At 31.9% G+C, this 22,280-nt stretch carries 20 protein-coding genes and 1 pseudogene; 13 read left to right on the top strand and 8 right to left on the bottom strand.

The window, feature by feature from the left end; genetic code table 11:
- From uvrC to uvrB, 4 genes and pseudogenes are all read right to left on the bottom strand, one after another.
- Window positions 1-1,836 carry an excinuclease ABC subunit UvrC gene (gene uvrC / locus ABXT52_RS05560; RefSeq protein WP_415271577.1) on the bottom strand — a complete coding sequence of 612 codons (1,836 nt, stop codon included), beginning with the start codon at window positions 1,834-1,836 and terminating at the stop codon, window positions 1-3.
- The gene (locus ABXT52_RS05555) at window positions 1,823-2,248 is read right to left on the bottom strand and encodes a dihydroneopterin aldolase (RefSeq protein WP_415271576.1); all 426 of its coding nucleotides are present in this window, start codon (window positions 2,246-2,248) and stop codon (window positions 1,823-1,825) included. The genes uvrC and ABXT52_RS05555 overlap by 14 nt, the downstream gene beginning before the upstream one ends.
- Window positions 2,245-2,998, bottom strand: a pseudogene (locus tag ABXT52_RS05550) (SDR family oxidoreductase). The gene ABXT52_RS05555 and the pseudogene ABXT52_RS05550 overlap by 4 nt, the downstream one beginning before the upstream one ends.
- Window positions 2,980-5,151, bottom strand: coding sequence for an excinuclease ABC subunit UvrB (uvrB, locus tag ABXT52_RS05545; protein ID WP_415271575.1), 2,172 nt, complete (start codon window positions 5,149-5,151; stop codon window positions 2,980-2,982). The pseudogene ABXT52_RS05550 and the gene uvrB overlap by 19 nt, the downstream one beginning before the upstream one ends.
- Window positions 5,152-5,186: 35 nt before the next feature.
- Here uvrB and ABXT52_RS05540 point away from each other — a divergent pair, with 35 nt between their 5' ends.
- The 3 genes from ABXT52_RS05540 to ABXT52_RS05530 are packed head-to-tail and all read left to right on the top strand — an operon-like array spanning window position 5,187 to window position 7,503.
- Window positions 5,187-6,392 carry a pyridoxal phosphate-dependent aminotransferase gene (locus ABXT52_RS05540; RefSeq protein WP_415271574.1) on the top strand — a complete coding sequence of 402 codons (1,206 nt, stop codon included), beginning with the start codon at window positions 5,187-5,189 and terminating at the stop codon, window positions 6,390-6,392.
- Window positions 6,386-6,835: a YtoQ family protein gene (locus tag ABXT52_RS05535; RefSeq protein ID WP_415271573.1), complete on the top strand. Its 450-nt coding sequence runs from the start codon at window positions 6,386-6,388 to the stop codon at window positions 6,833-6,835. The genes ABXT52_RS05540 and ABXT52_RS05535 overlap by 7 nt, the downstream gene beginning before the upstream one ends.
- Before the next feature lie 11 nt (window positions 6,836-6,846).
- Window positions 6,847-7,503, top strand: a complete 657-nt coding sequence (locus tag ABXT52_RS05530; RefSeq protein WP_415271572.1) for an NAD(P)H-binding protein — start codon at window positions 6,847-6,849, stop codon at window positions 7,501-7,503.
- Here the strand turns inward: ABXT52_RS05530 and ABXT52_RS05525 are convergent.
- Window positions 7,495-8,514 (bottom strand): NAD-dependent epimerase/dehydratase family protein, encoded by a 1,020-nt coding sequence (locus tag ABXT52_RS05525; RefSeq protein WP_415271571.1) that lies wholly within the window; start codon window positions 8,512-8,514, stop codon window positions 7,495-7,497. The genes ABXT52_RS05530 and ABXT52_RS05525 overlap by 9 nt on opposite strands.
- Window positions 8,515-8,619: 105 nt before the next feature.
- Here ABXT52_RS05525 and ABXT52_RS05520 point away from each other — a divergent pair, with 105 nt between their 5' ends.
- Window positions 8,620-8,997 carry a winged helix-turn-helix transcriptional regulator gene (locus tag ABXT52_RS05520; protein WP_415271570.1) on the top strand — a complete coding sequence of 126 codons (378 nt, stop codon included), beginning with the start codon at window positions 8,620-8,622 and terminating at the stop codon, window positions 8,995-8,997.
- A 1-nt stretch (window position 8,998) separates the two neighbouring features.
- On the opposite strand, the gene trxB is transcribed toward ABXT52_RS05520, so the two are convergent.
- Window positions 8,999-9,943 (bottom strand): thioredoxin-disulfide reductase, encoded by a 945-nt coding sequence (gene trxB / locus ABXT52_RS05515; RefSeq protein ID WP_415271569.1) that lies wholly within the window; start codon window positions 9,941-9,943, stop codon window positions 8,999-9,001.
- Between the two features lie 21 nt (window positions 9,944-9,964).
- Here trxB and ABXT52_RS05510 point away from each other — a divergent pair, with 21 nt between their 5' ends.
- The 9 genes from ABXT52_RS05510 (at window position 9,965) to ABXT52_RS05470 (ending at window position 21,165) form a co-directional block, all read left to right on the top strand.
- Window positions 9,965-10,909, top strand: coding sequence for a mitochondrial fission ELM1 family protein (locus ABXT52_RS05510; RefSeq protein WP_415271568.1), 945 nt, complete (start codon window positions 9,965-9,967; stop codon window positions 10,907-10,909).
- On the top strand, window positions 10,909-11,571 hold the full coding sequence (locus tag ABXT52_RS05505) for a hypothetical protein (protein ID WP_415271567.1): 663 nt from the start codon (window positions 10,909-10,911) through the stop codon (window positions 11,569-11,571). Before ABXT52_RS05510 ends, ABXT52_RS05505 begins: the two co-directional genes overlap by 1 nt.
- 132 nt (window positions 11,572-11,703) lie before the next feature.
- Complete coding sequence (locus ABXT52_RS05500; protein WP_271481116.1) at window positions 11,704-12,717, top strand: type IV pilus twitching motility protein PilT; 1,014 nt, start codon at window positions 11,704-11,706, stop codon at window positions 12,715-12,717.
- Window positions 12,692-13,438 (top strand): Tfp pilus assembly protein FimT/FimU, encoded by a 747-nt coding sequence (locus tag ABXT52_RS05495; protein ID WP_415271566.1) that lies wholly within the window; start codon window positions 12,692-12,694, stop codon window positions 13,436-13,438. The genes ABXT52_RS05500 and ABXT52_RS05495 overlap by 26 nt, the downstream gene beginning before the upstream one ends.
- A gap of 1 nt (window position 13,439) precedes the next feature.
- Entirely contained in the window at window positions 13,440-14,117 is a 678-nt protein-coding gene (locus tag ABXT52_RS05490; RefSeq protein WP_415271565.1) for a pilus assembly protein PilV, read from the top strand.
- A 1-nt stretch (window position 14,118) separates the two neighbouring features.
- A complete protein-coding gene (locus ABXT52_RS05485; RefSeq protein WP_415271564.1) occupies window positions 14,119-15,054 on the top strand; it encodes a PilW family protein in 936 nt (311 codons plus the stop codon).
- Window positions 15,054-15,827, top strand: coding sequence for a pilus assembly protein PilZ (locus ABXT52_RS05480; protein ID WP_415271563.1), 774 nt, complete (start codon window positions 15,054-15,056; stop codon window positions 15,825-15,827). Before ABXT52_RS05485 ends, ABXT52_RS05480 begins: the two co-directional genes overlap by 1 nt.
- A 94-nt stretch (window positions 15,828-15,921) precedes the next feature.
- Window positions 15,922-16,419, top strand: a complete 498-nt coding sequence (locus ABXT52_RS05475; RefSeq protein WP_415271562.1) for a pilus assembly protein — start codon at window positions 15,922-15,924, stop codon at window positions 16,417-16,419.
- 15 nt (window positions 16,420-16,434) lie between these two features.
- Window positions 16,435-21,165 carry a pilus assembly protein PilY gene (locus ABXT52_RS05470; RefSeq protein WP_415271561.1) on the top strand — a complete coding sequence of 1,577 codons (4,731 nt, stop codon included), beginning with the start codon at window positions 16,435-16,437 and terminating at the stop codon, window positions 21,163-21,165.
- A 25-nt stretch (window positions 21,166-21,190) separates the two neighbouring features.
- On the opposite strand, the gene ABXT52_RS05465 is transcribed toward ABXT52_RS05470, so the two are convergent.
- Both ABXT52_RS05465 and ABXT52_RS05460 read right to left on the bottom strand, forming a co-directional pair.
- Window positions 21,191-21,397, bottom strand: a complete 207-nt coding sequence (locus tag ABXT52_RS05465; RefSeq protein ID WP_415271560.1) for a hypothetical protein — start codon at window positions 21,395-21,397, stop codon at window positions 21,191-21,193.
- Window positions 21,398-21,435: 38 nt separating this feature from the next.
- Window positions 21,436-22,200, bottom strand: a complete 765-nt coding sequence (locus tag ABXT52_RS05460) for a prepilin peptidase (RefSeq protein ID WP_415271559.1) — start codon at window positions 22,198-22,200, stop codon at window positions 21,436-21,438.
- Between the last annotated feature and the right edge of the window lie 80 nt (window positions 22,201-22,280).

The following is a 22,280-nucleotide window of genomic DNA, read 5'->3' as shown; positions in this document are numbered from 1 at the left end:
TTATTCATGAAAAAAGTTATATATCTTTTTTGCAACTTTTTCCTCAACACCTTCAACTGATTTAATCTCATCAAAACTTGCAGATTCTACTGCTCTAGCTGAGCCAAAATGGTTCAATAGGGCTCTTTTTCTGATCGATCCAATACCATCAATTTGATCTAATAAGGATTTTGTAATTCCTTTTGCTCTTTTTGCTCTATGAGAGGTGATGGCAAATCTATGTGCTTCATCACGCAGTCTCTGCATAAAGAAGAGGGTGGGGTCATTCTTATCAAATTTAAATGATTTTCCTTTATAGAAAAAAGTTTCATCACCACTATTTCTTAATTTACCCTTAGCAATAGCAATCATGGGAAGATCTTGTAAACCAAATTCATCCAATACTTCTTTGGCAGCTGAATATTGACCTTTACCACCATCAATTAAAATTAAATCAGGAAGGGTTAAATAATTTCCTTTCTCTAACATTGCTCTTTTAAATCTTCTAGTAAGAACCTCTTTTAACATTGCAAAATCATCTTGTTCAGCTCCTTTTGTTTTAATATCAAATTTTCTATATCTTTTTTTAACAAATCCTTCATTTCCAAAAGTAATCATAGCGCCCACACTATTAGTTCCTGAGATATGACTATTATCATAAACCTCAACTAAGTTTAGGCCATCTTTAAGATCAAATTTTTTAGCCACGCCTTCAAATAAATTTTTATTATTGTTTGTTTCATAAATTTTTCTATTAAGTGATTCTTTGGCGTTTTTTTCTGCCATAGCGATCACTTTAGCTTTAGTACCTTTTTTTGCTATATTAATAGAAATTGTACTACTTTCTTTTTTACTTAATGTTTCTTCAATTAATTTCCTGTCCTCAATTTCTGTATTAATAATAATTAATTTTGGAACATTCTTATTTTCGTAAAATTGCATTAAGAAGGAGGACATTATTTCAGATATGTCTTGGTCAGGATCATGTTTTGGAAAATAAGCTTGGTTACCCCAATTTTGTTTGGATCTGTAAAAAAATACTTGAATACAGGTTTTGCCAGACTCTTTATAGGCAGCAATTACATCAGCATCAACTAGATTGGCTTCATTAATTCTTTGTGACGATTGAATTATATTTAAGGATTTAATTCTATCTCTAAAAATAGAAGCTCTTTCAAAATCCAGCTTTTCGCTGGCTTCCTCCATTTGTTTAGATAGATTTTTTTGTATATCTCTTGATTTACCCGATACAAACTGGATTGCTTGATCTACTGATTTTTTATAATCTTCTTTATCAATATAATTGACACAAGGACCAGAACATCTTTTTATCTGATAAAGAATGCAGGGTCTTTTTCTATTCTTGAAGGTGCTATCATCACAAACTCGAATTTGAAATATTTTTTGAAGCATCTTAATGGTCCAATTTGCAGTTCCTGCTGAAGCAAACGGTCCAAAGTAAAATCCTTCTTTATCTTTTTTGCCCCTATGTTTTGTAACTTGTGCCCATTGGTCTTTATTACTGATGAAAACAAAGGGAAAAGATTTGTCATCTTTAAGCAATATATTGAATTTAGGTTTATGTTTTTTGATTAAATTAGCTTCTAAAAGAAGGGCTTCACTTTCATTGGCAGTAGTCGTTATCTCTAACTTAAAAGTTTGAGAGAGCATCCTTGCTGTTCTAATGATATGATTTTTTTCAGCTACATAGCTCTTTAATCTATTAGGAAGGTTTTTTGCTTTGCCTACATACAAAATCACATCTTTATGATCGAGCATTCGATAAACTCCAGGGCTTTTAGGAATTAATGGGAGCTCTTTTCTAATTACGTCTTTGCCTAATTCAGAGCTTTTCATGACTTCTTTTTTTGGTAATTTGAATACCAACAGAGGCACATTCTTTTATAATTTCTAATTTTTCAATTTGAAGCATAATTTTTCCAATTCGTTTGTCTCTAAATAATACATCAAAGACATCTTCAGCAAGTGTTTCTAAAAAATTATAATGTTTCTTTTTTGCAAGTTTTGTAATTAATCTTACAACCTGACCATAATTAACAATTGATTTAATATCTTTATCATTTGTTGGTTTTCTATCTTCATAATCTATCTCTAAACTAAATTTTACTTTTTGAGTTTTTTCTTTTTCAAAATCGTAATAACCAAGCTTTAAATCTAAAGTTAATTCTTTAATAAGAATTTTTTTTTCATAATTAAATAAACTTTTATTTTTATCTATTTTTACAATCTTTAGATTATTTTTTTTCATTCTTTTCCAATCACATTCTGGTGTTTGCCAGTTTAAACTTTGTCCACTATCTATTGCTATTACTTGACCTGTAATTGAACTGTTTTTGATAAAAAAGTCAACAGCAGAACATATGTCTTTTACATTTACCTGTTGTTTTAAAGGGGTTGCTGAATACTGTTTTTTAAAATGCATGTTACTTTGTCTTTTATTTTTAATAGTAGGCCCTGGTGCAATTCCATTAACTCTTATATTTGGAGCTAATTCCATAGCGCTAGTTTTTGTTAGAGTATAAAGCCCTGTTTTGCTTAAAGTATAAGAAAAGAAAAAGGGAGTTAACTTAAAAACTCTTTGATCAATTATATTTATAATATTGTTATTTTTACCTTTAACATTTTTTGAAAATTCTTTTGTAAGGTATGCGGGTGCTTTTAAATTTACATCAATATGTTGGTTCCAGCTTTTAGAGGAGAAATTTTTAAGACTGTCATTTTCAAATAATGAAGCATTATTAATCAAACAATCAAAATATTTTAATTTTAACTTTGAGAATTTTATAATTTTTTTTAAATCTTGTTCTTTTGCAAGATCACCCTTTACTAAATAAACTTTTGTTTTATTTTTTGACAATTCTTTTTGTAATTTTTCAGCTTCAGATTTAGATCTATTGTAATGAATAACCATTTCAACTCTTGGACCTGAGAGTTTCTTTGCAATAGCAGCACCCATTCTTGTTGCAGCTCCTGTGATAATTATTTTGTTTGCTTCCATTTTTTCTTACCTTTTTGTGCTCTTGTACCAGGTAAGCCCATCTTTGATCTACCTTTTGGATACACTCTATTTTCTTGATTATAGTGTTTTACTTTTGGATTTAATACAATTTCTAACTCTGACGCTTCAAGGTTTCTTATTTCGTCTCTAATTTTTGCAGCTTCTTCAAATTCAAGGTTTGTTGCAGCATCTTTCATTCTTTTATTCAGTTGTTTTAGATGTTTCTTTAAATTGCCTCCAATATTGTCACCTGTTCCAACTTTTAAATAATCTTTTTCATAAACACTTTCCAAAACATCACTAATTTCTTTTTTAATTGAGGTTGCATCAATGTTGTGCTTTTTATTATAGGCAACCTGAATTGCTCTTCTTCTGTCTGTTTCTTGAATTGCTTTTTTTATACTTTTTGTTTCTTTGTCAGCATAAAGAATAACCCTTCCTTCAAGATTTCTTGCTGCTCTTCCTATGGTTTGAACCAACGAAGTTTCAGATCTTAAAAATCCTTCTTTATCTGCATCTAAAATTCCAACTAATGCACATTCAGGAATATCAAGTCCTTCCCTTAAAAGGTTTATTCCAACCAAGACGTCGAATACTCCTAGTCTTAGATCTCTCATGATTTCTATTCTCTCAAGTGTATCAATATCTGAGTGTAGATATCTGACCCTAATACCATTTTCATGAAAGTATTCAGTTAAATCTTCAGCCATTTTTTTAGTTAAAGTTGTAACCAATACTCTAAAATTTTTATCAATTGTTTTTTTACATTCATACATCAAGTCATCAACTTGATTCTTAGCTGGTTTTATCTCAACTGGTGGATCAATTAAGCCGGTAGGTCTTATTATTTGTTCAACAAACTTACCTTTAGTTTGCTCTAATTCCCATGGACCAGGTGTTGCTGACACAAAAACTGTTTGCGTTCTCATTGCATCCCATTCTTCAAATTTAAGAGGTCTGTTATCCATACAAGAGGGCAGTCTAAAACCATATTCTGCAAGATTGCTTTTTCTAGATCTGTCTCCTTTATACATTCCATTTAATTGTGGAACCGTTACGTGACACTCATCTACAAAAATAAGTGTGTTGTCTGGAAAATATTCAAAAAGAGTAGGAGGTGGTTCTCCAGGTTTTCGTCCTGATAAGAATCTAGAATAATTTTCAATACCCGCACAAGAACCAGTAGCTTCAATCATCTCTAAATCAAATTTTGTTCTCTCTTCTAAACGTTGAGCTTCTAATAATTTATTTTGTTCTTTAAATTTCTTAAGAGTAAGTTCTAATTCTCTTTTAATCTTTATTACTGCTTGTTCGATAGTTGGTTTTGGAGTGATGTAGTGACTGTTTGCATAAACCTTTATAACATCTAAATCTTTTAATAGATCTCCTGTTAATGGATCAAATTCTTCAATCTTTTCTAATTTATCTCCAAATAAACTTAGCCTCCATGCTCTATCTTCAAGGTGTGATGGAAATATTTCAATGTATTCACCTCTTGCTCTAAAGGTACCTCTATAAAAGCTTTGATCATTTCTTTTATATTGCAAGTGTACTAAGGTTTTTATTAACTGCTCTCTATTATAATCATAATCTTTCTTTAAACTTAAGGTCATTTTACTGTAAGCTTCAACTGAACCCAGTCCATAAATACAAGAAACACTAGATACGATAATTACATCATCTCTCTCTAACAGTGATCTTGTTGCCGAGTGACGCATTCGATCTATTTGTTCATTAATAGATGCTTCTTTTTCAATATAAGTATCTGATCTTGGAACGTATGCTTCTGGTGTGTAGTAATCATAGTAAGATACAAAATATTCAACAGCATTTTCTGGAAAAAATGATTTCATCTCTCCATAAAGTTGAGCTGCTAATGTTTTATTGGGAGCAAGTATAAGAGCGGGTCGATTAGTTCTTTCAATAACTTGAGCCATTGTAAAAGTTTTTCCAGAACCAGTTACACCAAGTAAAACCTGACTTAACTCATCTTTATTTGCACCTTTAACTAATTGTTTAATTGCCTCAGGTTGATCACCCGCTGGTTTAAAATCTGTTACAAGTTTAAACTTTTGTCCACCTTCTAGTTTCTGGTGAATTTCTGGGTTTTTACTTTGGATTTCAGTAATTAAATCTTGATAAGTATTTTGCATTATCTATAAAACTATTAGAATAAAATTATATTTCAATGAGCATTATATCAAACAGTTTAAAAAAGATTAAACCATCACCAACTATTGCTGTAACTCAAAAGGCAAGAGAGTTAAAAGCTGCTGGAAAAGATGTAATAGGACTTGGAGCAGGCGAGCCTGATTTTGATACACCAGATAATATCAAACAAGCGGCTATAAAAGCCATTAATGACGGTGATACTAAATATACGGCCGTTGATGGAACTGCTGCTTTAAAAGATGCCATTGTTAAAAAATTTAAAAGAGAAAATAATCTAAATTACACAACTGATCAAGTAACAGTTGGTGCTGGTGGAAAACATGTAATTTATAATGCCATGATGGCAACCCTAAATGAAGGAGACGAGGTTATTGTTCCTGCTCCTTATTGGGTTTCTTATCCTGATATGGTTTTATTAGCTGGCGGAACGCCAATTATTTTAGAGTGTAATGAAAAACAAGGATTTAAAATCAATCCAGCTGAATTAGAAAAATTTATAACACCAAAAACAAAGTGGATCATATTAAATTCACCATCAAACCCAACGGGTGCTTGTTATACTGAAGGTGACATTAAAGAAATTGCAGATGTTTTAGCAAAATATCCTCACGTTTATATTTTAAGTGATGATATATATGAGCACGTAACATACGAAGGATTTAAATTTTTCACTATTGCACAAATTGATAGCCTGAAAGAAAGAGTTCTTACAATGAACGGTGTAAGTAAAGCTTACTCAATGACTGGCTGGAGAATAGGGTATGCAGCTGGTCCCAAGGAAATTATTAAAGCAATTGCTAAAATACAATCACAATCAACAACAAATCCATCTTCAATTAGTCAAGCTGCAGCGGTTGAGGCATTAAATGGAACTCAAGATTTTATAAAAGAGAGAGCAATTTCATTTCAAGAAAGAAGAAATTTTGTTGTTAAAGCTTTAAATGAAATAGAGGGAATTGAATGTTTAAATCCAGATGGAGCATTTTATGTTTTTCCAAGTTGTAAAGGTTTGATGGGAAAAAAAGACACAAGTGGTAAAGAACTTAAAACAGATACCGATTTTGTTCAGTCTTTATTAGAAAATAGTGGTGTTGCAGTTGTTCAGGGCTCTGCATTTGGTTTAGAAGGTTTTTTTAGAATTTCATATGCAACTTCTATGGACAATCTTAAAAAGGCTTTAGAAAAAATATCTACTTTTTGTAAAAGTTTAAACTCATGTTAAACGTATATTTAGCAGGAGAAATTCACAGTAATTGGCGAGAAGAAATTATTCAACTTTGTGAAAAAGAGAAATTAGATGTTAAATTTACATTTCCCATCACTGATCATGAGGTTTCTGACAATTGTGGTGTTGAAATCTTAGGAGCTGAAGAAAAAAATTTTTGGAAAGATAGAAAGGGTGCCAATATTAATTCTATTAGAACCAAAAAATCTATTCAAGATTGTGATGTAATAATTGTCAAGTTTGGTGAAAAATTTAAGCAATGGAATGCAGCCTTTGAGGCGGGTTATGCTACTGCACTTAATAAATCTATGATTGTTATTCATAACGATGATCATCAACATGCCCTTAAAGAAGTGGATGGCTCAGCTGCAGCTGTTGCATCAGATCAAAAACAAGCTTTTCGTATATTGAAATATATATTGGAAGGTTCCTTAAAGTAGGTCAAGTTATAATGAAAACGGCTTTACTATTTGGGTCATCTGGTTTAGTTGGAGGACACCTCCTTAATCAATTAATTAAAGACACTAATTATTCTAAAATAAAATTATTTGTTCGCTCAGATGCTGAAATCAGTGATCCAAAAGTAGATATTATTAAAACTGATTTTAATAGTTTGGAAAATCACAAAGAGGATATCAAAGGAGATGACTGCTTCTTTTGTATTGGTACAACAAAACATAATTCCCCTGATAAAGATGATTACAGAAGGGTTGAACTTGAAATCCCCAAAGAAGTTGCACAAATTGCAAAATCAAATTTGGTTAATTCATTTATTTTTGTCTCTGCACTATATGCAAACCCCAAGAGCTCAGGAGAATACATAAGGTTTAAAGGACAAGTTGAAGAAGAGTTAAAAGAACTTAATTTTCCTAAATTAGCAATATTGAGACCATCTTTTTTAATAGGAGATAGAAAAGAAAAGAGAGTAAGTGAAATGATAGGTATCTTCGTTTTTAAGTTACTTTCTCCATTACTTTTGGGTCCTTTAAAGAAAATGAAACCTATTCATTCCGAAACAGTTGCAAAAGCTATGATTAGAACTGCAAATGAAAACTTAGAAAAAAATATCTTTGAGTCCAACGAAATTGATGAATTAGTTTTAAACTAACCCAAGTCTAATTACAGAATTTCCAGCATCTATAATACTATCTTTTGCAGGTTTAAATTTCATACCCAATAAATCCTCAGAATATGAAGTATCAGTCTGCATTAAAATTCCAAGATCAGGCAATAGCTTCCTTACAGAAGAATCAAAGTAGCTGATTAATTTAGCCATAAAAATTGGCATTTCTTTTTTTGGTAGTTTTTTTGCATACTTTGGAAATGCTTCTTGCATAATTTTAGAAAGCTCGAGCATTTTTTTAACCTCTGAACCAATAATCAATCGTCTTCCATTAACCTTGGAGTTTTTAATAGATAAAACATGTGCTCTTGCTACATCTTTTACATCAGAAATCAATATTCCAAAATCTGGGGCCATTGGATATTTTCCTTTAAGGAAAAGCTCAACATAGCTAGTTGAAGTGTTTGTTTTTTTATCCAAAGCATCACCAAAAACTCCTCCTGGATTAATGACAGTTAGTTTGTCTTTTAATCCTTTGCTTTCCATTAATTCCCATGCAGCTTGTTCAGCTTTAGTTTTTGATACAATGTAGTCATACGATCCACTCCAATCAGTATCTGACCAATCGTTTTCCCCAAAAGTATATGGATTTGTTCTATTAGGTTTTTTAAACATAGCAGCTATTGACGAAGTAAGAATTATTTTTTCAACATTAGCTTCTATACCAGCATTTAAAACTCTTAACGCCCCACCTTTAGCAGCTGGAACTAAAGCCTCTCTATTTCTTGAACTTTTCATGGGGTAGGGAGAAGCAGTATGTATAATATATTTACAATCTTTAGCAGCCTCAACCCAACCATCATCTTTTAATAAGTCCAATTCAACAAATGATAATTTATCTGTTGAAACATATTCGCTTAGAGTTTTCTTTGTTTTATCTAATGAATTTTGACTTCTAACAGTTCCTAAAACTTCATATCCAGAATTTAATAATTCAATTGCTATATGTTTTGCTATCCAGCCGCTTATTCCAGTTAATAATACTTTATTTGTCATTTTGTTGTTCCTTTTAATTAAATTTTTGTTTTGATACATATGGACATAAATAATCTTTTATCAACTAATTATAAGCTTACTAGTCACTACAAAGTTACTTAAATCATGACTGGTCATTTTTTGTTATTAGTTTACAAAAGAGATGTGGAAAAAACTAATCAAAAACAATCATGTCCTTTTTCAAACGTTATGGAATTATTAGGAGGAAAATGGAAAATTTTTATTATTGCAAGAATTTATGAAAATAAGAAAATAAGATTTAATGAGCTTAAAAAAATAGTAACTAATATCAGCTCCCAAGTTTTGGCAAGAAAACTTGATGAAATGAGAAAAGATGATTTGGTTGTTAAAATTATTAATAAATCTCAAAACGTAGAATATAAATTAAGTGAATTTGGAAATTCAGCAATACCAATAATATCTGCTCTAAAAAAATGGAGTTTAGGTAGAAAAAAAGAAATTTCTAAAATAGTTAATATTTAGGTTAGTGAGATAAGAATTTCTCAGCCTCAAGTGCAGCCATGCAGCCCATTCCAGCAGCAGTTACAGCTTGTCTAAATGTTTTGTCTTTAACATCACCTGCAGCATAAACACCAGGGATATTAGTTTCTGTTAAATCTGGTTTAGTTAATAAATAACCTTCTTTGTCCATATCTAATTGATCTTTAAAAAGAGCCGTTGCTGGATCATGACCTATTGCAATAAATAAACCATCTATTTTCATTTCTTCAATTTTATTTGTTTTAAGATTTTTAACTTTAATCGCTGTAACATTTTTAGGTTCGCTATCCCCAATAACCTCTTCAACAGCACTATCCCAAATAATTTCAATTTTTTTATTTTCCATTAATTTCTTTTGAAGTAATTTTTCTGCTCTTAAAGTATCTCGTCTATGAATTAATTTTACTTTTGATGCAAATTTTGTAAGAAACATTGCCTCTTCAACTGCAGCATTACCACCACCAACAACAGCCACAACTTTCTCTTTAAAGAAAAAACCATCACATGTTGCACATGCTGAAACACCAAAGCCTCTATAAGCTTGTTCTGATTTTAGGTTTAACCATCTTGCCTGAGCACCTGTTGAAATAATTATGCTGTCAGCTGTATATTTTTGACCACTATCTCCAATAGCTTCAAAGGGTGTAGATTTTAAATTTACTGATCCGATATGATCTTCAATCATTTCTGTTCCAACAGCTTTAGCTTGATCTCTCATTTGATCCATTAACCATGGACCCTGAATTACATCTGAAAATCCTGGATAGTTTTCAACATCTGTTGTTGTAGTTAATTGTCCACCAGGTGCAGAACCATAAACTAAAACTGGGCTTAGCATTGCTCGGGCAGCATACACAGCGGCTGTATAGCCAGCTGGACCTGACCCTATTATTAACACTTTTGTGTGTTTAATTGGATTTTCACTCATGCAGAAGTTATATAAGGATAAATGACAAAATTAAAAGGGATATTATTGACCGAGGGTATGCACGGTATGATCAGTCAAGTAGAGGGTTTGGCTAAAGCTTTGGATATAGATTTTACTCACCACAAGGTTGAACTAAATCATTTTTGGAAATTAATTCCACCTAATCTTAGCCCTATTTCACAAAGCGTTTTTAAAAAAATTAATCATGATGATTTTGATGTGATTATATCTTGTGGGCGTAAAAGTGTCATCCCATCAATCCATTTAAAAAATACAGCTAATAAAAAAGTTTTTAATATTCACATCCAAGATCCAAAAGTAAATTTAAATCATTTTGATTTCATTGTAGCCCCAGAACATGATGGAATTAAAGGCCAAAATGTTATCATTACAAAAGGTGCAATTCATTATCTTACTGAAAGTGAAATAAATGAAAATAAAGATTATTTAAATTCATTTATTAAAAAAGATGAAAGAAAAATTTGGACTTTAATAATGGGTGGTCCTACAAAGTATTATCAATATTCAAGAGAAAATATTAAAGTTATTTTTAAAAATTTAAATAACTTAAATAAACAAAACAACTTTCAATTAGTTGTGATCCCTTCAATGAGAACACCAAAAAATATAATTCAATATGCAAAAGATTATTTTGATCAAAATCATACAGTTATTGACACTATAGATAAGAAAGCTTATCTATCAGCTTTAGCAATTTCAGAAAAAATTGTAGTAACATGCGATTCTAGCTCCATGATATCAGAAGCTGCCTTAACTGGAAAACCAATCTACGTAGCTAATATTTCACCTAAAAAAAATGACAAAAGATTTCAAAGATTTAGAAATTTATTTAAAGAATTAAATATTACTAGAATTTTAGGTGAAGAGATTGAAAATTGGAACTATCAAAAATTAGATGAAACGAATAGAGTAGCAAATATTATTAAACAAAAAATTAATTCTTAATGTTATTCTTAAATTCAATTCAAAACCAATCTAAAAAACATGAATTTCCTTTTGATCACTGGGAATATAATAATGCTTTATCTGATGGGGCCATTGAGGAAATTATTAAAGCTGATATTCCAGATGTAAGTAAGCACAATCTTAATTATGATGGCACCAGAGCAATTGATGGTGGTGCTGCAGAGTTTAGGGAGGGGATAGCTTCAGGTGGTGAAGCAATAAAATTTAGATGCTTTGTAACAAATGAAAATGAAAAAAAATTTCCAAACTTGGTAAAATTTATTAAAGAACTTCAATCCAAAGAAGTTCATGGAACTATTTCAAAAATGATCGATAGAGATTTATCGAACTCATATGTTAGAGTTGAAGTTATTTGTGATAGGGAGGGTTTTTGGTTAAAGCCTCATTGTGATATTAAAGAAAAACTGATGTCTGGATTAATATTTGTAAATAATGCTAACGAGTCTGAAGAGCTTGGAACAGATTTTTATAATGAAAAATTAGAAAAGGTTAAAACAGTTCCTTACAAAAATAATTATGGATACATGTTTACCAGTGGGCCGAATACTTGGCATGGTATGGAAAAAAAGAAAATAGTTAAAGAAAGACGATGCATTCAGGTTAACTATGTTACCTTTGAAACAGATTGGAAAGTTCTGTAATTAAATAAAGTTTTTTACTAGTATCTATTTTAAGTACGTAACCACCTATAAATATAAAAAAAATAACTCGTTTTGGGCACACAAAACTAAGTAAACATTGTTTCTATTAATATTTGTATATAGAAATTTAAGATGTTTGAAAAATTAGAGGAATTAGCAAAAAACAATAAAAAAATTTCAGATTTTCACATTAGAAGTGGTTGGCCATTAGCATTTAGACAAACTGGTGAAATACATAAAATTCCAGAGATAGTTGTCAAAGAACAAGATCTTCAAGATTTGTTATCAACCAATTGTAATGAAACAGAAATGAATAAGTTTAGTGAAACTCATGAGTTAGATTCATCAGTTACATTAAGTGGACTAAGATTTAGAGCTAATTTTTACAAAACTATTCAAGGAACAGCTGCTGTATTAAGAAGAGTAGAGAGTGTAATTCCTGAAATGGAACAATTTGATTTACCCCAAGTTCTTTATGATATTGTAGATATGCATAAAGGATTAGTTTTAGTAACTGGACCTACAGGATCTGGTAAGTCAACAACACTTGCAGCTATTATAAATGAAATTAATAAGACTAAAACTGCAAATATTATTACAGTTGAAGATCCAGTTGAATTTATCCATAAAGATTTAAAAAGTATCGTGTCTCATAGAGAAGTGGGCAAACAAACCAAAACATTTTCTAGTGCATTAAAAGCGGCACTTAGAGAGGATCCAGATGTAATTCTAGTTGGGGAGATGAGAGACTTGGAAACGGTTTCACTTGCACTGACTGCTGCTGAAACAGGACACTTAGTTTTTGGAACCCTTCACACTAGTGGTGCTCCTAATACAATAAATAGAATTATTGACGTTTTTCCACCTGAGCAACAAGCTCAAATAAGAGCACAGATATCTTCTTCTTTAAAGATGGTGGTTACTCAAAGACTTCTTAAAACTAAAGATGGTCAAGGCCGGTGTGCAGCGTTTGAAGTGATGAAGTGTACGCCTCCAATCCAAAACTTAATTAGAGAAGCTAAAATTCATCAAATACCTAGCATCATGCAAACTTCTGTGAGAGATGGTATGATTACTATGACTAAATCATTAGAAGAATTAGTTAAGGCAGGTAAGATAGATGCGAGTGCAGGACGAGAAGATTAAAGGATTTAATGTCCTTGAATTAATTGTTGTCATAGCAATTATTGGCGTCCTCTCCGCTGTAGCTTATCCAAATTTTTCAGAATGGCGAAAAGATAGAGAGACTAGAAGCGCTGTAGTTAAAATAAAATCTTTAATTGAGGGAATAAACGCACAAGTTCAAAGAGGTCAATATGCATTTGTCCAAGTAGATGTTGAAGAAGGCAGGCTGATAAATGAAGATGATGGGTTAATTGTAACTTCAAAAGGAATGAAACCAAAAACACTTGCTACACTTCTTAATAATGGAGAAAGTGGCTGGTGGGTGACGCCAAATGAACGATGCAACATTGTTGATGAAGCAGATGAAGCATACTGGGATGAAGATCCAGACCCGGATAGAAATCAAATAATTGATTTAGATAAAATAGAAGTAAGACAGATAGTTTTAGACAATGTTGCAACTACATGGCGTGACGATGTAGGAGCAGTTTGTTTTGGTAAGAATGATCAATGGTATAGTGGTAACGGTGAATTGGTTTCATCATCAGGAGATGATGTAATTGTAGATAGCTATTTATTTATTTGTAATAGATCAAATACAAGATCTCAATGTGATATAGATAACGTGACAGGTGAACCGATAACAGAACATGATCATTTATATGTTATAGAGTGGTCAAGATTTGGAAATATCAAACTTGAGAAATGGAATAAAAGAGATGCAGAATGGATTGAGCAATAATATGAAAAAAAATAAATCTAAAATTTCTGGTTTATCCATATTAGAAGCATTGGTATCAACCGCTATTGTTGGAATTGGTTTTATAGCAATTCTGCAAATGACAAATTTTTCAGTACAATCTATTGATAATTCAGGAGACAGAACTAAAGCAAACTATTTAACTGAAATGATAGCCGAAGATGTTATTGGTAGCAAAAACACTTTGTATGGCACCAATTCTGATAATGAAAATATTGTATTTAATAATGATGGCTCAATGTCGTTTGCAGACGGAAGTGACGCAAGTGATTTAAAAAAATTTTCGGAACATTTAAATACTAATAGTTGGAACGCAAGTTTGAGTTGTGGAAATTCATCAACAGGCTCAGGTAACACTAATACTGACAATATTTATCAAACTCAAGAAAATGATGCCCCAAGAAACAAAGAAGCAAAATGGGACATGATATTTAATGAAAATAGATTTTTGAAATGTAAAAGCAATAATGAAACAAAAAAACTAGAAACATTTAAAGTATGCAGATGGGGAAGCTGTACATATAAAAATGATTTAGTTTTTGATGACCCAATTTATATTAGTAGAGTTGAGATGCTTTTAAATAATGGAAAAAAAAGAAAATATTTATATTTTCAATCAGATTACAATATAAAAACAACTACAAGCGATTCCTCAGATTAGTATGAAAAAAAAATATCTAAAAAGTATAGCAGGGCTTACTTTAGTTGAAATTTTAATTGGAATTGTTGTTTCATCATTGATGATGGCTGCAATGTACTCAACTTATTCAATTGTTAATAATAGTTACAATCAAGTTGTTGATAAAGCAAAGATCAGTAGATCATCAAGAGATTTAGTAGAATTGTTAATTCGAGATATTAGAATGTCAGGATTTAAATATTATCTTGGAACTAATGAATTAGGTTACCCCGAACAAAGTTACTTAGAATTTGTTGGGGGTACTACTTCAATTAAAGAAAATCACGACCCCATAGTTATTATTGCAAATGAATTAGGTCACAATATTGATGGCACCGATCCAACAGTTACTAAAAATAATGCTGGAGATTTGTGTTGTGATAAAATTCATATTGTTTTTGATGATTTTAATCAAAACGACAAACTTCAACCTTATAAAAGATATAAATTAACTTATTATGCCTTACCAGTTTCTGATTCAGATGACAGCAATCCAAGATATGCTGTTTATAAATCTAAGATTAGCTGGAAACAACAAAGAGATTCAGAGACTGCATCGTGGCCTACAGAAGGTGATTGGGTTAGTGATTGTACTGAATGTTACCACGAACAACTCGTTAAAGATTACGTTGAAGATATGGAGTTTATAGCTCTTGATCAAGAGGGAAGAAAACTTTCACCTGACCCTAGTCCATCTGATTATAGTGCTAGACAAAATTTATATAAGATTAGATCTGTAGATATTAGATTAGCATTTAGATCTGAAAATGAATTTTTTAGGTTTGAAGCAAGAGAAGGTAATGAAAGACAGTTAAGCGGATTTTCAAGAGCAATTAAAAAATATTCAGATAGGTATTTAAGGGATAGCGTAGTTGTTACAGTTTATACAAGAAACATTATTGATGATGGAATTTTTTAATGAATAAAAATAATCAAAAAGGTTTTACTCTTATTTTATCACTTGTACTTTTATTAGTGATGTCTCTTATGGGAGGGAGCTTGATTGTTATTTCTTCTAGTGACCATCAAAGCAATAATACTAGTGATGAATATCAACAAACTTTTTATGTGGCGGAACATGCTTTAATTGAAGCTGAGAAATATGTTATTAATCAAATGATTGGCCCTTGGGTAAATCCTGCTACATTGACATCTCCTGGTGCTGGAGCAACGGCTGAGGAATTACAAGCACACAATGATTATGTTAGTCAATTACAATCTTTAGCATCCAGCAATGGTGGGTTTGCAAGGCATACAGATGCGAGCTCTTCTTGGCCAAATGGTAGAGGCATACCAACAAATATTATTAATGTATCGAGTACCCCTTGCTCTAATAGTTTTAGAAACCTACTTAAAGACGGAGATGGCAACACATTAGTAGCTGTCCATAAAACTCTTTGGAATTTTGGAGAATTAATTGAACCGATATTAACTGCTGAGAGTGCTCCTGATAAAGAAATTGAACATATGAAAAGATATAGATGGGAATTTTTTGTGATCAATGTTGGAAGATCAACGTTTAAGGGTGCTGGTACTAGTTTAAAAAAAACATCAACTAATGCTCAACAGCAGGGGAATGCATATAAATTATATGGGTGTGGATATTTAATGCCAAAAGGATCAGCGCTTACTGATATAGATGATCCTGAAATCTTAATACCTCTAGAAACATTAGTTATATTATCAGGTTAAGACCTAAAATGGGGACAAAGAAAGATATTTAGATTTATTAATATTCTTAATTTGTTTAAAAAATTGTATGAAATTTTTATTAAAAATAAGTTTAATGTTGTTTTTAATAAATTTTAGTGCACCAAATGTTGGTGTTGCATGTGAATTTTTAAAAGAAGAAATTGGCACTCCAATTTTAAAAATTATCGAAAAATATGATTATCTTGATGACCCTACTTATGAAGGTAGTGATTCTTTTACCTTAGTTAAAGAATACGACAGCCTAAGTTTATGTGAGAACTCTGAATTAGAAAATACTTTGATAAAAGTATTTATTAAAGAGGGCAAAATTATTGCAACTGAAATTGAGGGTCCATATGGTGAAGCCAAAAATGGTAAAATTTTAAATTTTGCTAAAATTTATTTAGGCTACTCAACTGAGGAGGATATTGATGAAAAATGGACTGGAGGAACAACCTTATCATCTTTTGGTGAGAATGTAGTTTATGGACGAGTTGAATTTATAGATGGAAATTATGAAACCTTAACCATCTCTAAACCTGAGTTTAAGCAGTTTTTGTTTGGACCCAATGTCCAAGAAATTATGATGTAGTAGAAATTTTAATTTATGAAAAAAATATATAAAATATTAGGCTTATTGATTTTAATTTTAAACTTTAATCAATTTACAAATGCAAAACCATTACCCCCAGGCTCTGGAGAGGGTGATGTGCCAGCTAATATTTTAATTTTATTAGATAGCTCTGCTAGTATGACTGCTAGAATTGGAGATGGTTTTCCAGCCCTCACTTCAGCAGCTACTGATTGGAACGGCAATAGAGTTTTTACAAATGCTTCTAAGCAGGACGGGGGATTATATATGGTTAATTCTTCAGGAGAGAGAATTAACTTTTCAGGGAAAAAAGATAATGGAGATACTTATGAAAGATCTATATGGTGGGCTAATGATGATACTGACCGGACTTGTGACAACAATATAAATCATAGAGGAAGAGGAAGCAATTACAGGGTTACAGAAAATAGAATGTTGCATGAAGTACGTTATGTAACTGGAGTAACTGTTGGTGGAACCAATATTAGTAATGAAAATCTTTTATTTATAGGTCAATATCAACCAAAAAATAATCGTAGTTCCATTATTGCTGTCGACGAACAATATAGATGCAGACTTGCTATAAATATAGATGGTGTTAATGCTAATGGTCATAGACCTAGGGGTTTTGATATTAGTATTGATGCTGCTAGTGATATTATTGTAGCAGCCTATGGTAGAGAGGGTAATAATGCTTACCAACAAACTTGTAATTTAAATGATGGAAAATGTGGAAAAGTAACAGACAGAGGTAAAAATAGAACCACTCAATATGGAAGATTATACGATGGAGCTCGTTTAAGGTTAAATAGCGACTCAACTGTAATTTATGTTTCTGATGATAACCATGTATATGGTTATCAAACAACAATAGTTAATGGAGTGCCAGTAATTCAACAAAGCAGCGCTTTTCATTTTAGGAAGTGTAGTGGATCTGCTGGTGCTACTGGAACCCAAGTAAGAGATATTCAGAATTTTGATATATCGAGTAGCGATGATGATGTAATGTATGTTGCAGGTAGAAACAATACAGTTCAAAGGGTTGAATGGACTTCAGATACAGTTTGTACAGCAACAGTCACTGCAGGAACCCCTAATTCAAATTCAAACCGTGACGAAACTGCAGGAAGTTTAGATGCTGAAGATATTAGAATAACAGATAGTGTGAGCGCTCTAAATATAGTAGGGGACAGAATTATATTTAGCCACAGTGGTCATGTTGATGAATTAACCGAAAATCTTTTTACTGCAGCTAGAAAAGATGATGCCTGGCAAATTGCATATGGGGGAACGCTAGACTCAAGAATGGATGGGGCCAAAAAAGCAATTATTGCAGTTTTATCTGATAGCAGCTTAACTAGTGGTGCAAATTTTGGTTTTGGTCATTGGAATGCTGGTGAAAAAGCCTACTCCAAAAACAGAAACCCTGGGGGTGGAGGCTACTGTCATAGAAATAATACAAGGTGTCAATATTATGAAGGTTGGAAAGGGATCCATCCAGCAGGTACAAGTGAAGTATGTTCAATAAATTCTTGTTTAAATGTTGGGATTAGTCCTGAGGGTGCTAATAGAGCTATTCAAGTTGTTCAAACTATTAACACAAGCTTTGGAACAGACTCTGAAGCATTTTCTCAAATTGCTCATGATTATTTTTTTGGCCCTGTATCTCCTCACGATCCAGACTCTGATTGTCAGTTAAATTATGTAATTGTTATTGGTGATGGTATGATGTCCGGTACAGGGACAGATTCAGATGGTGGTATCGGAGAGACTAAAGATAGACTTACAAGATTAAGAACTGATTTAGGTGTCAAAAGTTTAATGGTTGCTTATGGACCTGGCATAAGGGATGCTGGAATGACACAATTTGATGAATTAGCTGTAGTTGGTTCATGCGATGCTGCTGGAAATCAAGACTGTGAGGCCACAATTGTAGCCAAAACTCCTTTAGAACTTCAAACAACACTTGCACAAAAAATTAGACAAATCTTAGCTGAACGTTTGTCATTTACTGCTCCATCAATTACAGCAACTATTCAACAAGGAGGCTCATTGTATCAAGCGCAATTTGCTTACGAACAATATGGTGAATGGCAGGGAACTATCTTAAGAAAAACATTGAACTCAGACGGAACAGTTGATCATGATGAAAACAGTCCAGGAAATTGGGATGCAGCAAAACGTGTAAAATTACAATCAGCTGGTGGAACAGCTGATCCTGGTAATGCAGATGGTAGAAATATATGGACAGCAATTGGAAGTAGCGATGCAAACTATATTGGAAATTGGGATAATGTTAATGAAACAAACGCACCACTTTTAGAAACTGAGATGGAAAAGTTGGGCTATCAGATTAATAATTATTACACTTCAAGCTCAACATGTACTGGAGATGATACCACAACAGAGGAACGTAATGGTCTTTTGCGCTTTTTAGCTGGCCAAGATTTTTTTGATTATGATGGAGATTGTATAACTACTGAGTTAAGAGATCATGTACTTGGTGACATATATCATTCTCAGTTAATTGAAGTTGGTGCACCAGATGGTGATTTAAAATTTACTGATAACAACCAAGAAGCTTATTTTAGAGCAACAAACAATTATCAAGCTTTTAAAAATTCATATGCAACTAGAAGAGATGTTTTATATGCAGGTTCAAATAGTGGATTGCTTCATGCATTTAATGCCCAAACGGGAGACGAAGAATGGGCATTTCTTCCACCATTATTAATTGGAAAATTACCTACAATCATTAACTCTAGCCTTGATGGAAGAGTTAATGGTAAAGGAGGTAGTAATGCAATATTTGGAGTAGACGGTTCTCCAGTTGTCCATGATGTATTTATGAAAGGCTTAACTCCTGAGGGTAATATTGAGGGAGCAAAAAGTTGGCATAGTATATTATTTGTTCCGTTTGGAAGAGGTGGAGCAGGTTTTTCAGTATTAGATGTTACAAATCCAATAGTAAAAGATGGTGCAGGACCATTACACATGTTCACTGTTTATAATGATTACATAAATAATACGGTCTATATCGCAGATCATGAAGGAAGTATTAGTGAGGAAGAATATTCTTCAGGTTCCGCTAATATTAGTAGCTCAGTTGAAGCCAAAAAAGTAACTTCAAATTATAATGGATTGGTTCAAGACGATGGAGGTACCGACTCAACAATTTTTACATATCGAGATGCAAATGCAGTGTGCCAGACTAATGCTGAGGTGAGTGGAAATTTTGCAACTAATGGAACTTCGTCTTGTTATATAGGACGAACCTTAACTTTTAATGATTTAATACTTAACACTCCAAACAATCAAGCAATAGACCCTAATATGTTAAATGTTACAGAGATGGTTGGAGGTGAATTTTCACCAGTTACATTTTCAGATGCAAGAATGCTAAATGGTGAGTTGGTAATTACTTTTAACGAAGATAAAATTTTTAATATAGGTCAAAGTTCAAACGAAGAGAGAACAACAAACAATATTTTTGTTCAAACATCATGTACAGCAGAAAGAGGAATTGACCCTGCTTTTGATTATAGTAAATTAGGTGAGACTTGGTCTACACCAAGAATTGCAAGGCTACCCTCTGATATTGAAGGTGATAGTGCTGACCCAGCAAATGACAAATATGTAGCAATCATGGGTGGTGGAATGGCTAATAACAATTTATGTGCTGGCTCTGCTTTATTTTTAGTTGAATTAGATAACATAGATGAACCTGGAAGAATTTATGGTGCTGAAGCTAATGGTGGACCGATTACAATTATTGATACATCACCAGAAGGTGTGGCTCTTGGAAATGATGTAATTGAAACACTCAAAGGTAGTGATATTAACAATGCTATACCAACTTCCCCACTTGTCATTACACCAGATACAGCCTTTGGAATTCCATGGCGTGGAGCAATGGTTTACATAAATGATAGAGAAGGTAAAATTACAAAAATAAACTTAACCGACTCTACGGTGAATGACGCTGAATTATTCGATCAAACAACATTGTTTAGATTAGATGCCAACACTACGAACAAAAGATATACATTTTTCTCAATGGATGCAGGTGTAGGAGTTACCACAAAAGATTTTTGGTTGTTTGGAGGAACTGGCGACTTTAATCAGCTAGGAGATAAAGGGCAATTTATGGATAATATTTTGTATGGCATTAGAGATTTTGATTTCCCCAATTTTAAACATTTAAATGGCGTTGTTGTTCCATCATATAATGATGAGTCTTTTACATTAATAGCGCATCAAGGAGCAAATAATGCTAGATCAATTGATGATGGTGCAGACGTTTGTTCTGATGTTACAGGAGATACTGATGGAAGCTCATGTCCAGACTCAGAAAGCGCTTGGGTAATTCATTTAGATGACCAAATCAATAATACTTACAGAAAAGCTTCAGCACCTCCAACTTTATTTAAAGGACAAGTTTATTTTCCAGTATACGAACCAGCCCCAGGGTCAAATAGATGTAATATTGGAAATGCATATATTTGTGCTGCAGATGATGAGTGTGGAACTAATAATTCACACAAATTAGTTAAAGGTTCAGAAGCTAATGGAAAAAATTGTACCTTTGTAAGAGAAGGGGTGTTATCTGAATTAGTAATATTTGGAGACAAATTATTTGGAAACGTTGCAGGCCCAAGTGATAATAAAAATACACTTTATTCAATATTGGCATTAGCGGGAGAAGTTTTATCTAATAAGGGTGGTTGGAGAGACGTAGGATTTTAAATCAAAAGTTTTTTATACTATTTTTTTAAGACCAAAATATTTTAATATAAAAATAACCAATCCATACAAACATATTAAGCATAGATATAAAGATAATTGCTAAGCCCACAATAGTATCTTGATCAACTTTTTTTCTCCACTTAGATGGAAAAAACTTTAATGAATAGGCGTAAGTTAAAATAAATATATTTAAAGCAGAGATAATAATGTTTATAAATAAAAAAATATTCATTTATGTAATTAGTTTTTTGTTTTTTTTAATTTTATTTTCTAACTTAAAAATATTTTTATATAATCGTTTGAAAAAAGAAAGATTAATGTTCCAATAATTATAAATGGACCAAAAGGTATTTGTGAAGATAGTTTTTTTTTATTAGTTATTAAATCTGGAATTACACTTATAAGTGCTGCTATAGATGAAAAAAATATTATAAAAGGAATTGACATCCATCCAAACCAAAAACCAATTGCAGACAATAACTTTGCATCTCCTAAACCCATTCCTTCTTTATTTCTAATTTTTTTATAAGTAAAAATTATTAACCAAATTATCGCGTAGCCAAAGAAACCTCCTGCTAAAGAGTTAAATAAATTTGGAAATAAGGTTGTATCTAAATTTGGATCAAATGATTTTAATAAGCCAATTATCATAAGAGGATACGTTAATTCATTTGGAATTATGAAATGTTTAAAATCAATAAAAAAAATTATCACGAAGCTGATGCTTAGAACAAAAAGGAGAAGAGTAGTTAGCGAAACTCCAAAGAAATGAAAAATTACAACAAAACTTATTGCCGATACTAATTCTACTAAAAAATATTTAACATCAATTTTAGATGAACAATGTCTGCATTTTGCATTTAAAAACAAATAAGAAAATAATGGAATGTTATCGTGCCATTTAATTTGAGCTTTACAAGATGGACAGTGTGATCGACCTGTGACAACGCTTATATCATCAGGAATTCTGTGAATGCAAACGTTACTGAAGCTGCCCCATATACTTCCAAAGACAAATGCTATAAGATAGAACATAACTTATAAGGTAATTTTAGAGGACAGTTCTATGAAACCATCAATGCAATATTGTACAAGCATCATTGCGTCTGTAAGGT

Source organism: Candidatus Pelagibacter sp. Uisw_121 (assembly GCF_047722545.1).
In the GTDB taxonomy this organism is placed as follows: Bacteria; Pseudomonadota; Alphaproteobacteria; order Pelagibacterales; family Pelagibacteraceae; genus Pelagibacter.
Note: the sequence above shows the minus strand (reverse complement) of the source record. Positions and strands in the feature narration are given on the sequence as shown.

What these genes read in the sequence shown, in the direction of transcription:
- ABXT52_RS05535 (WP_415271573.1), top strand. Translation starts at nt 6,386, where the DNA reads ATGTTAAACGTATATTTAGCAGGAGAAATTCACAGTAATTGGCGAGAA.
- ABXT52_RS05540 (WP_415271574.1), top strand. Translation starts at nt 5,187, where the DNA reads ATGAGCATTATATCAAACAGTTTAAAAAAGATTAAACCATCACCAACT.
- ABXT52_RS05500 (WP_271481116.1), top strand. Translation starts at nt 11,704, where the DNA reads ATGTTTGAAAAATTAGAGGAATTAGCAAAAAACAATAAAAAAATTTCA.
- ABXT52_RS05495 (WP_415271566.1), top strand. Translation starts at nt 12,692, where the DNA reads ATGCGAGTGCAGGACGAGAAGATTAAAGGATTTAATGTCCTTGAATTA.
- ABXT52_RS05505 (WP_415271567.1), top strand. Translation starts at nt 10,909, where the DNA reads ATGTTATTCTTAAATTCAATTCAAAACCAATCTAAAAAACATGAATTT.
- ABXT52_RS05465 (WP_415271560.1), bottom strand. Translation starts at nt 21,397, where the DNA reads ATGAATATTTTTTTATTTATAAACATTATTATCTCTGCTTTAAATATA.
- uvrC (WP_415271577.1), bottom strand. Translation starts at nt 1,836, where the DNA reads ATGAAAAGCTCTGAATTAGGCAAAGACGTAATTAGAAAAGAGCTCCCA.
- ABXT52_RS05510 (WP_415271568.1), top strand. Translation starts at nt 9,965, where the DNA reads ATGACAAAATTAAAAGGGATATTATTGACCGAGGGTATGCACGGTATG.
- ABXT52_RS05555 (WP_415271576.1), bottom strand. Translation starts at nt 2,248, where the DNA reads ATGAAAAAAAATAATCTAAAGATTGTAAAAATAGATAAAAATAAAAGT.
- ABXT52_RS05520 (WP_415271570.1), top strand. Translation starts at nt 8,620, where the DNA reads ATGACTGGTCATTTTTTGTTATTAGTTTACAAAAGAGATGTGGAAAAA.
- ABXT52_RS05485 (WP_415271564.1), top strand. Translation starts at nt 14,119, where the DNA reads ATGAAAAAAAAATATCTAAAAAGTATAGCAGGGCTTACTTTAGTTGAA.
- ABXT52_RS05525 (WP_415271571.1), bottom strand. Translation starts at nt 8,514, where the DNA reads ATGACAAATAAAGTATTATTAACTGGAATAAGCGGCTGGATAGCAAAA.
- ABXT52_RS05490 (WP_415271565.1), top strand. Translation starts at nt 13,440, where the DNA reads ATGAAAAAAAATAAATCTAAAATTTCTGGTTTATCCATATTAGAAGCA.
- ABXT52_RS05480 (WP_415271563.1), top strand. Translation starts at nt 15,054, where the DNA reads ATGAATAAAAATAATCAAAAAGGTTTTACTCTTATTTTATCACTTGTA.
- uvrB (WP_415271575.1), bottom strand. Translation starts at nt 5,151, where the DNA reads ATGCAAAATACTTATCAAGATTTAATTACTGAAATCCAAAGTAAAAAC.
- trxB (WP_415271569.1), bottom strand. Translation starts at nt 9,943, where the DNA reads ATGAGTGAAAATCCAATTAAACACACAAAAGTGTTAATAATAGGGTCA.
- ABXT52_RS05475 (WP_415271562.1), top strand. Translation starts at nt 15,922, where the DNA reads ATGTTGTTTTTAATAAATTTTAGTGCACCAAATGTTGGTGTTGCATGT.
- ABXT52_RS05470 (WP_415271561.1), top strand. Translation starts at nt 16,435, where the DNA reads ATGAAAAAAATATATAAAATATTAGGCTTATTGATTTTAATTTTAAAC.
- ABXT52_RS05460 (WP_415271559.1), bottom strand. Translation starts at nt 22,200, where the DNA reads ATGTTCTATCTTATAGCATTTGTCTTTGGAAGTATATGGGGCAGCTTC.
- ABXT52_RS05530 (WP_415271572.1), top strand. Translation starts at nt 6,847, where the DNA reads ATGAAAACGGCTTTACTATTTGGGTCATCTGGTTTAGTTGGAGGACAC.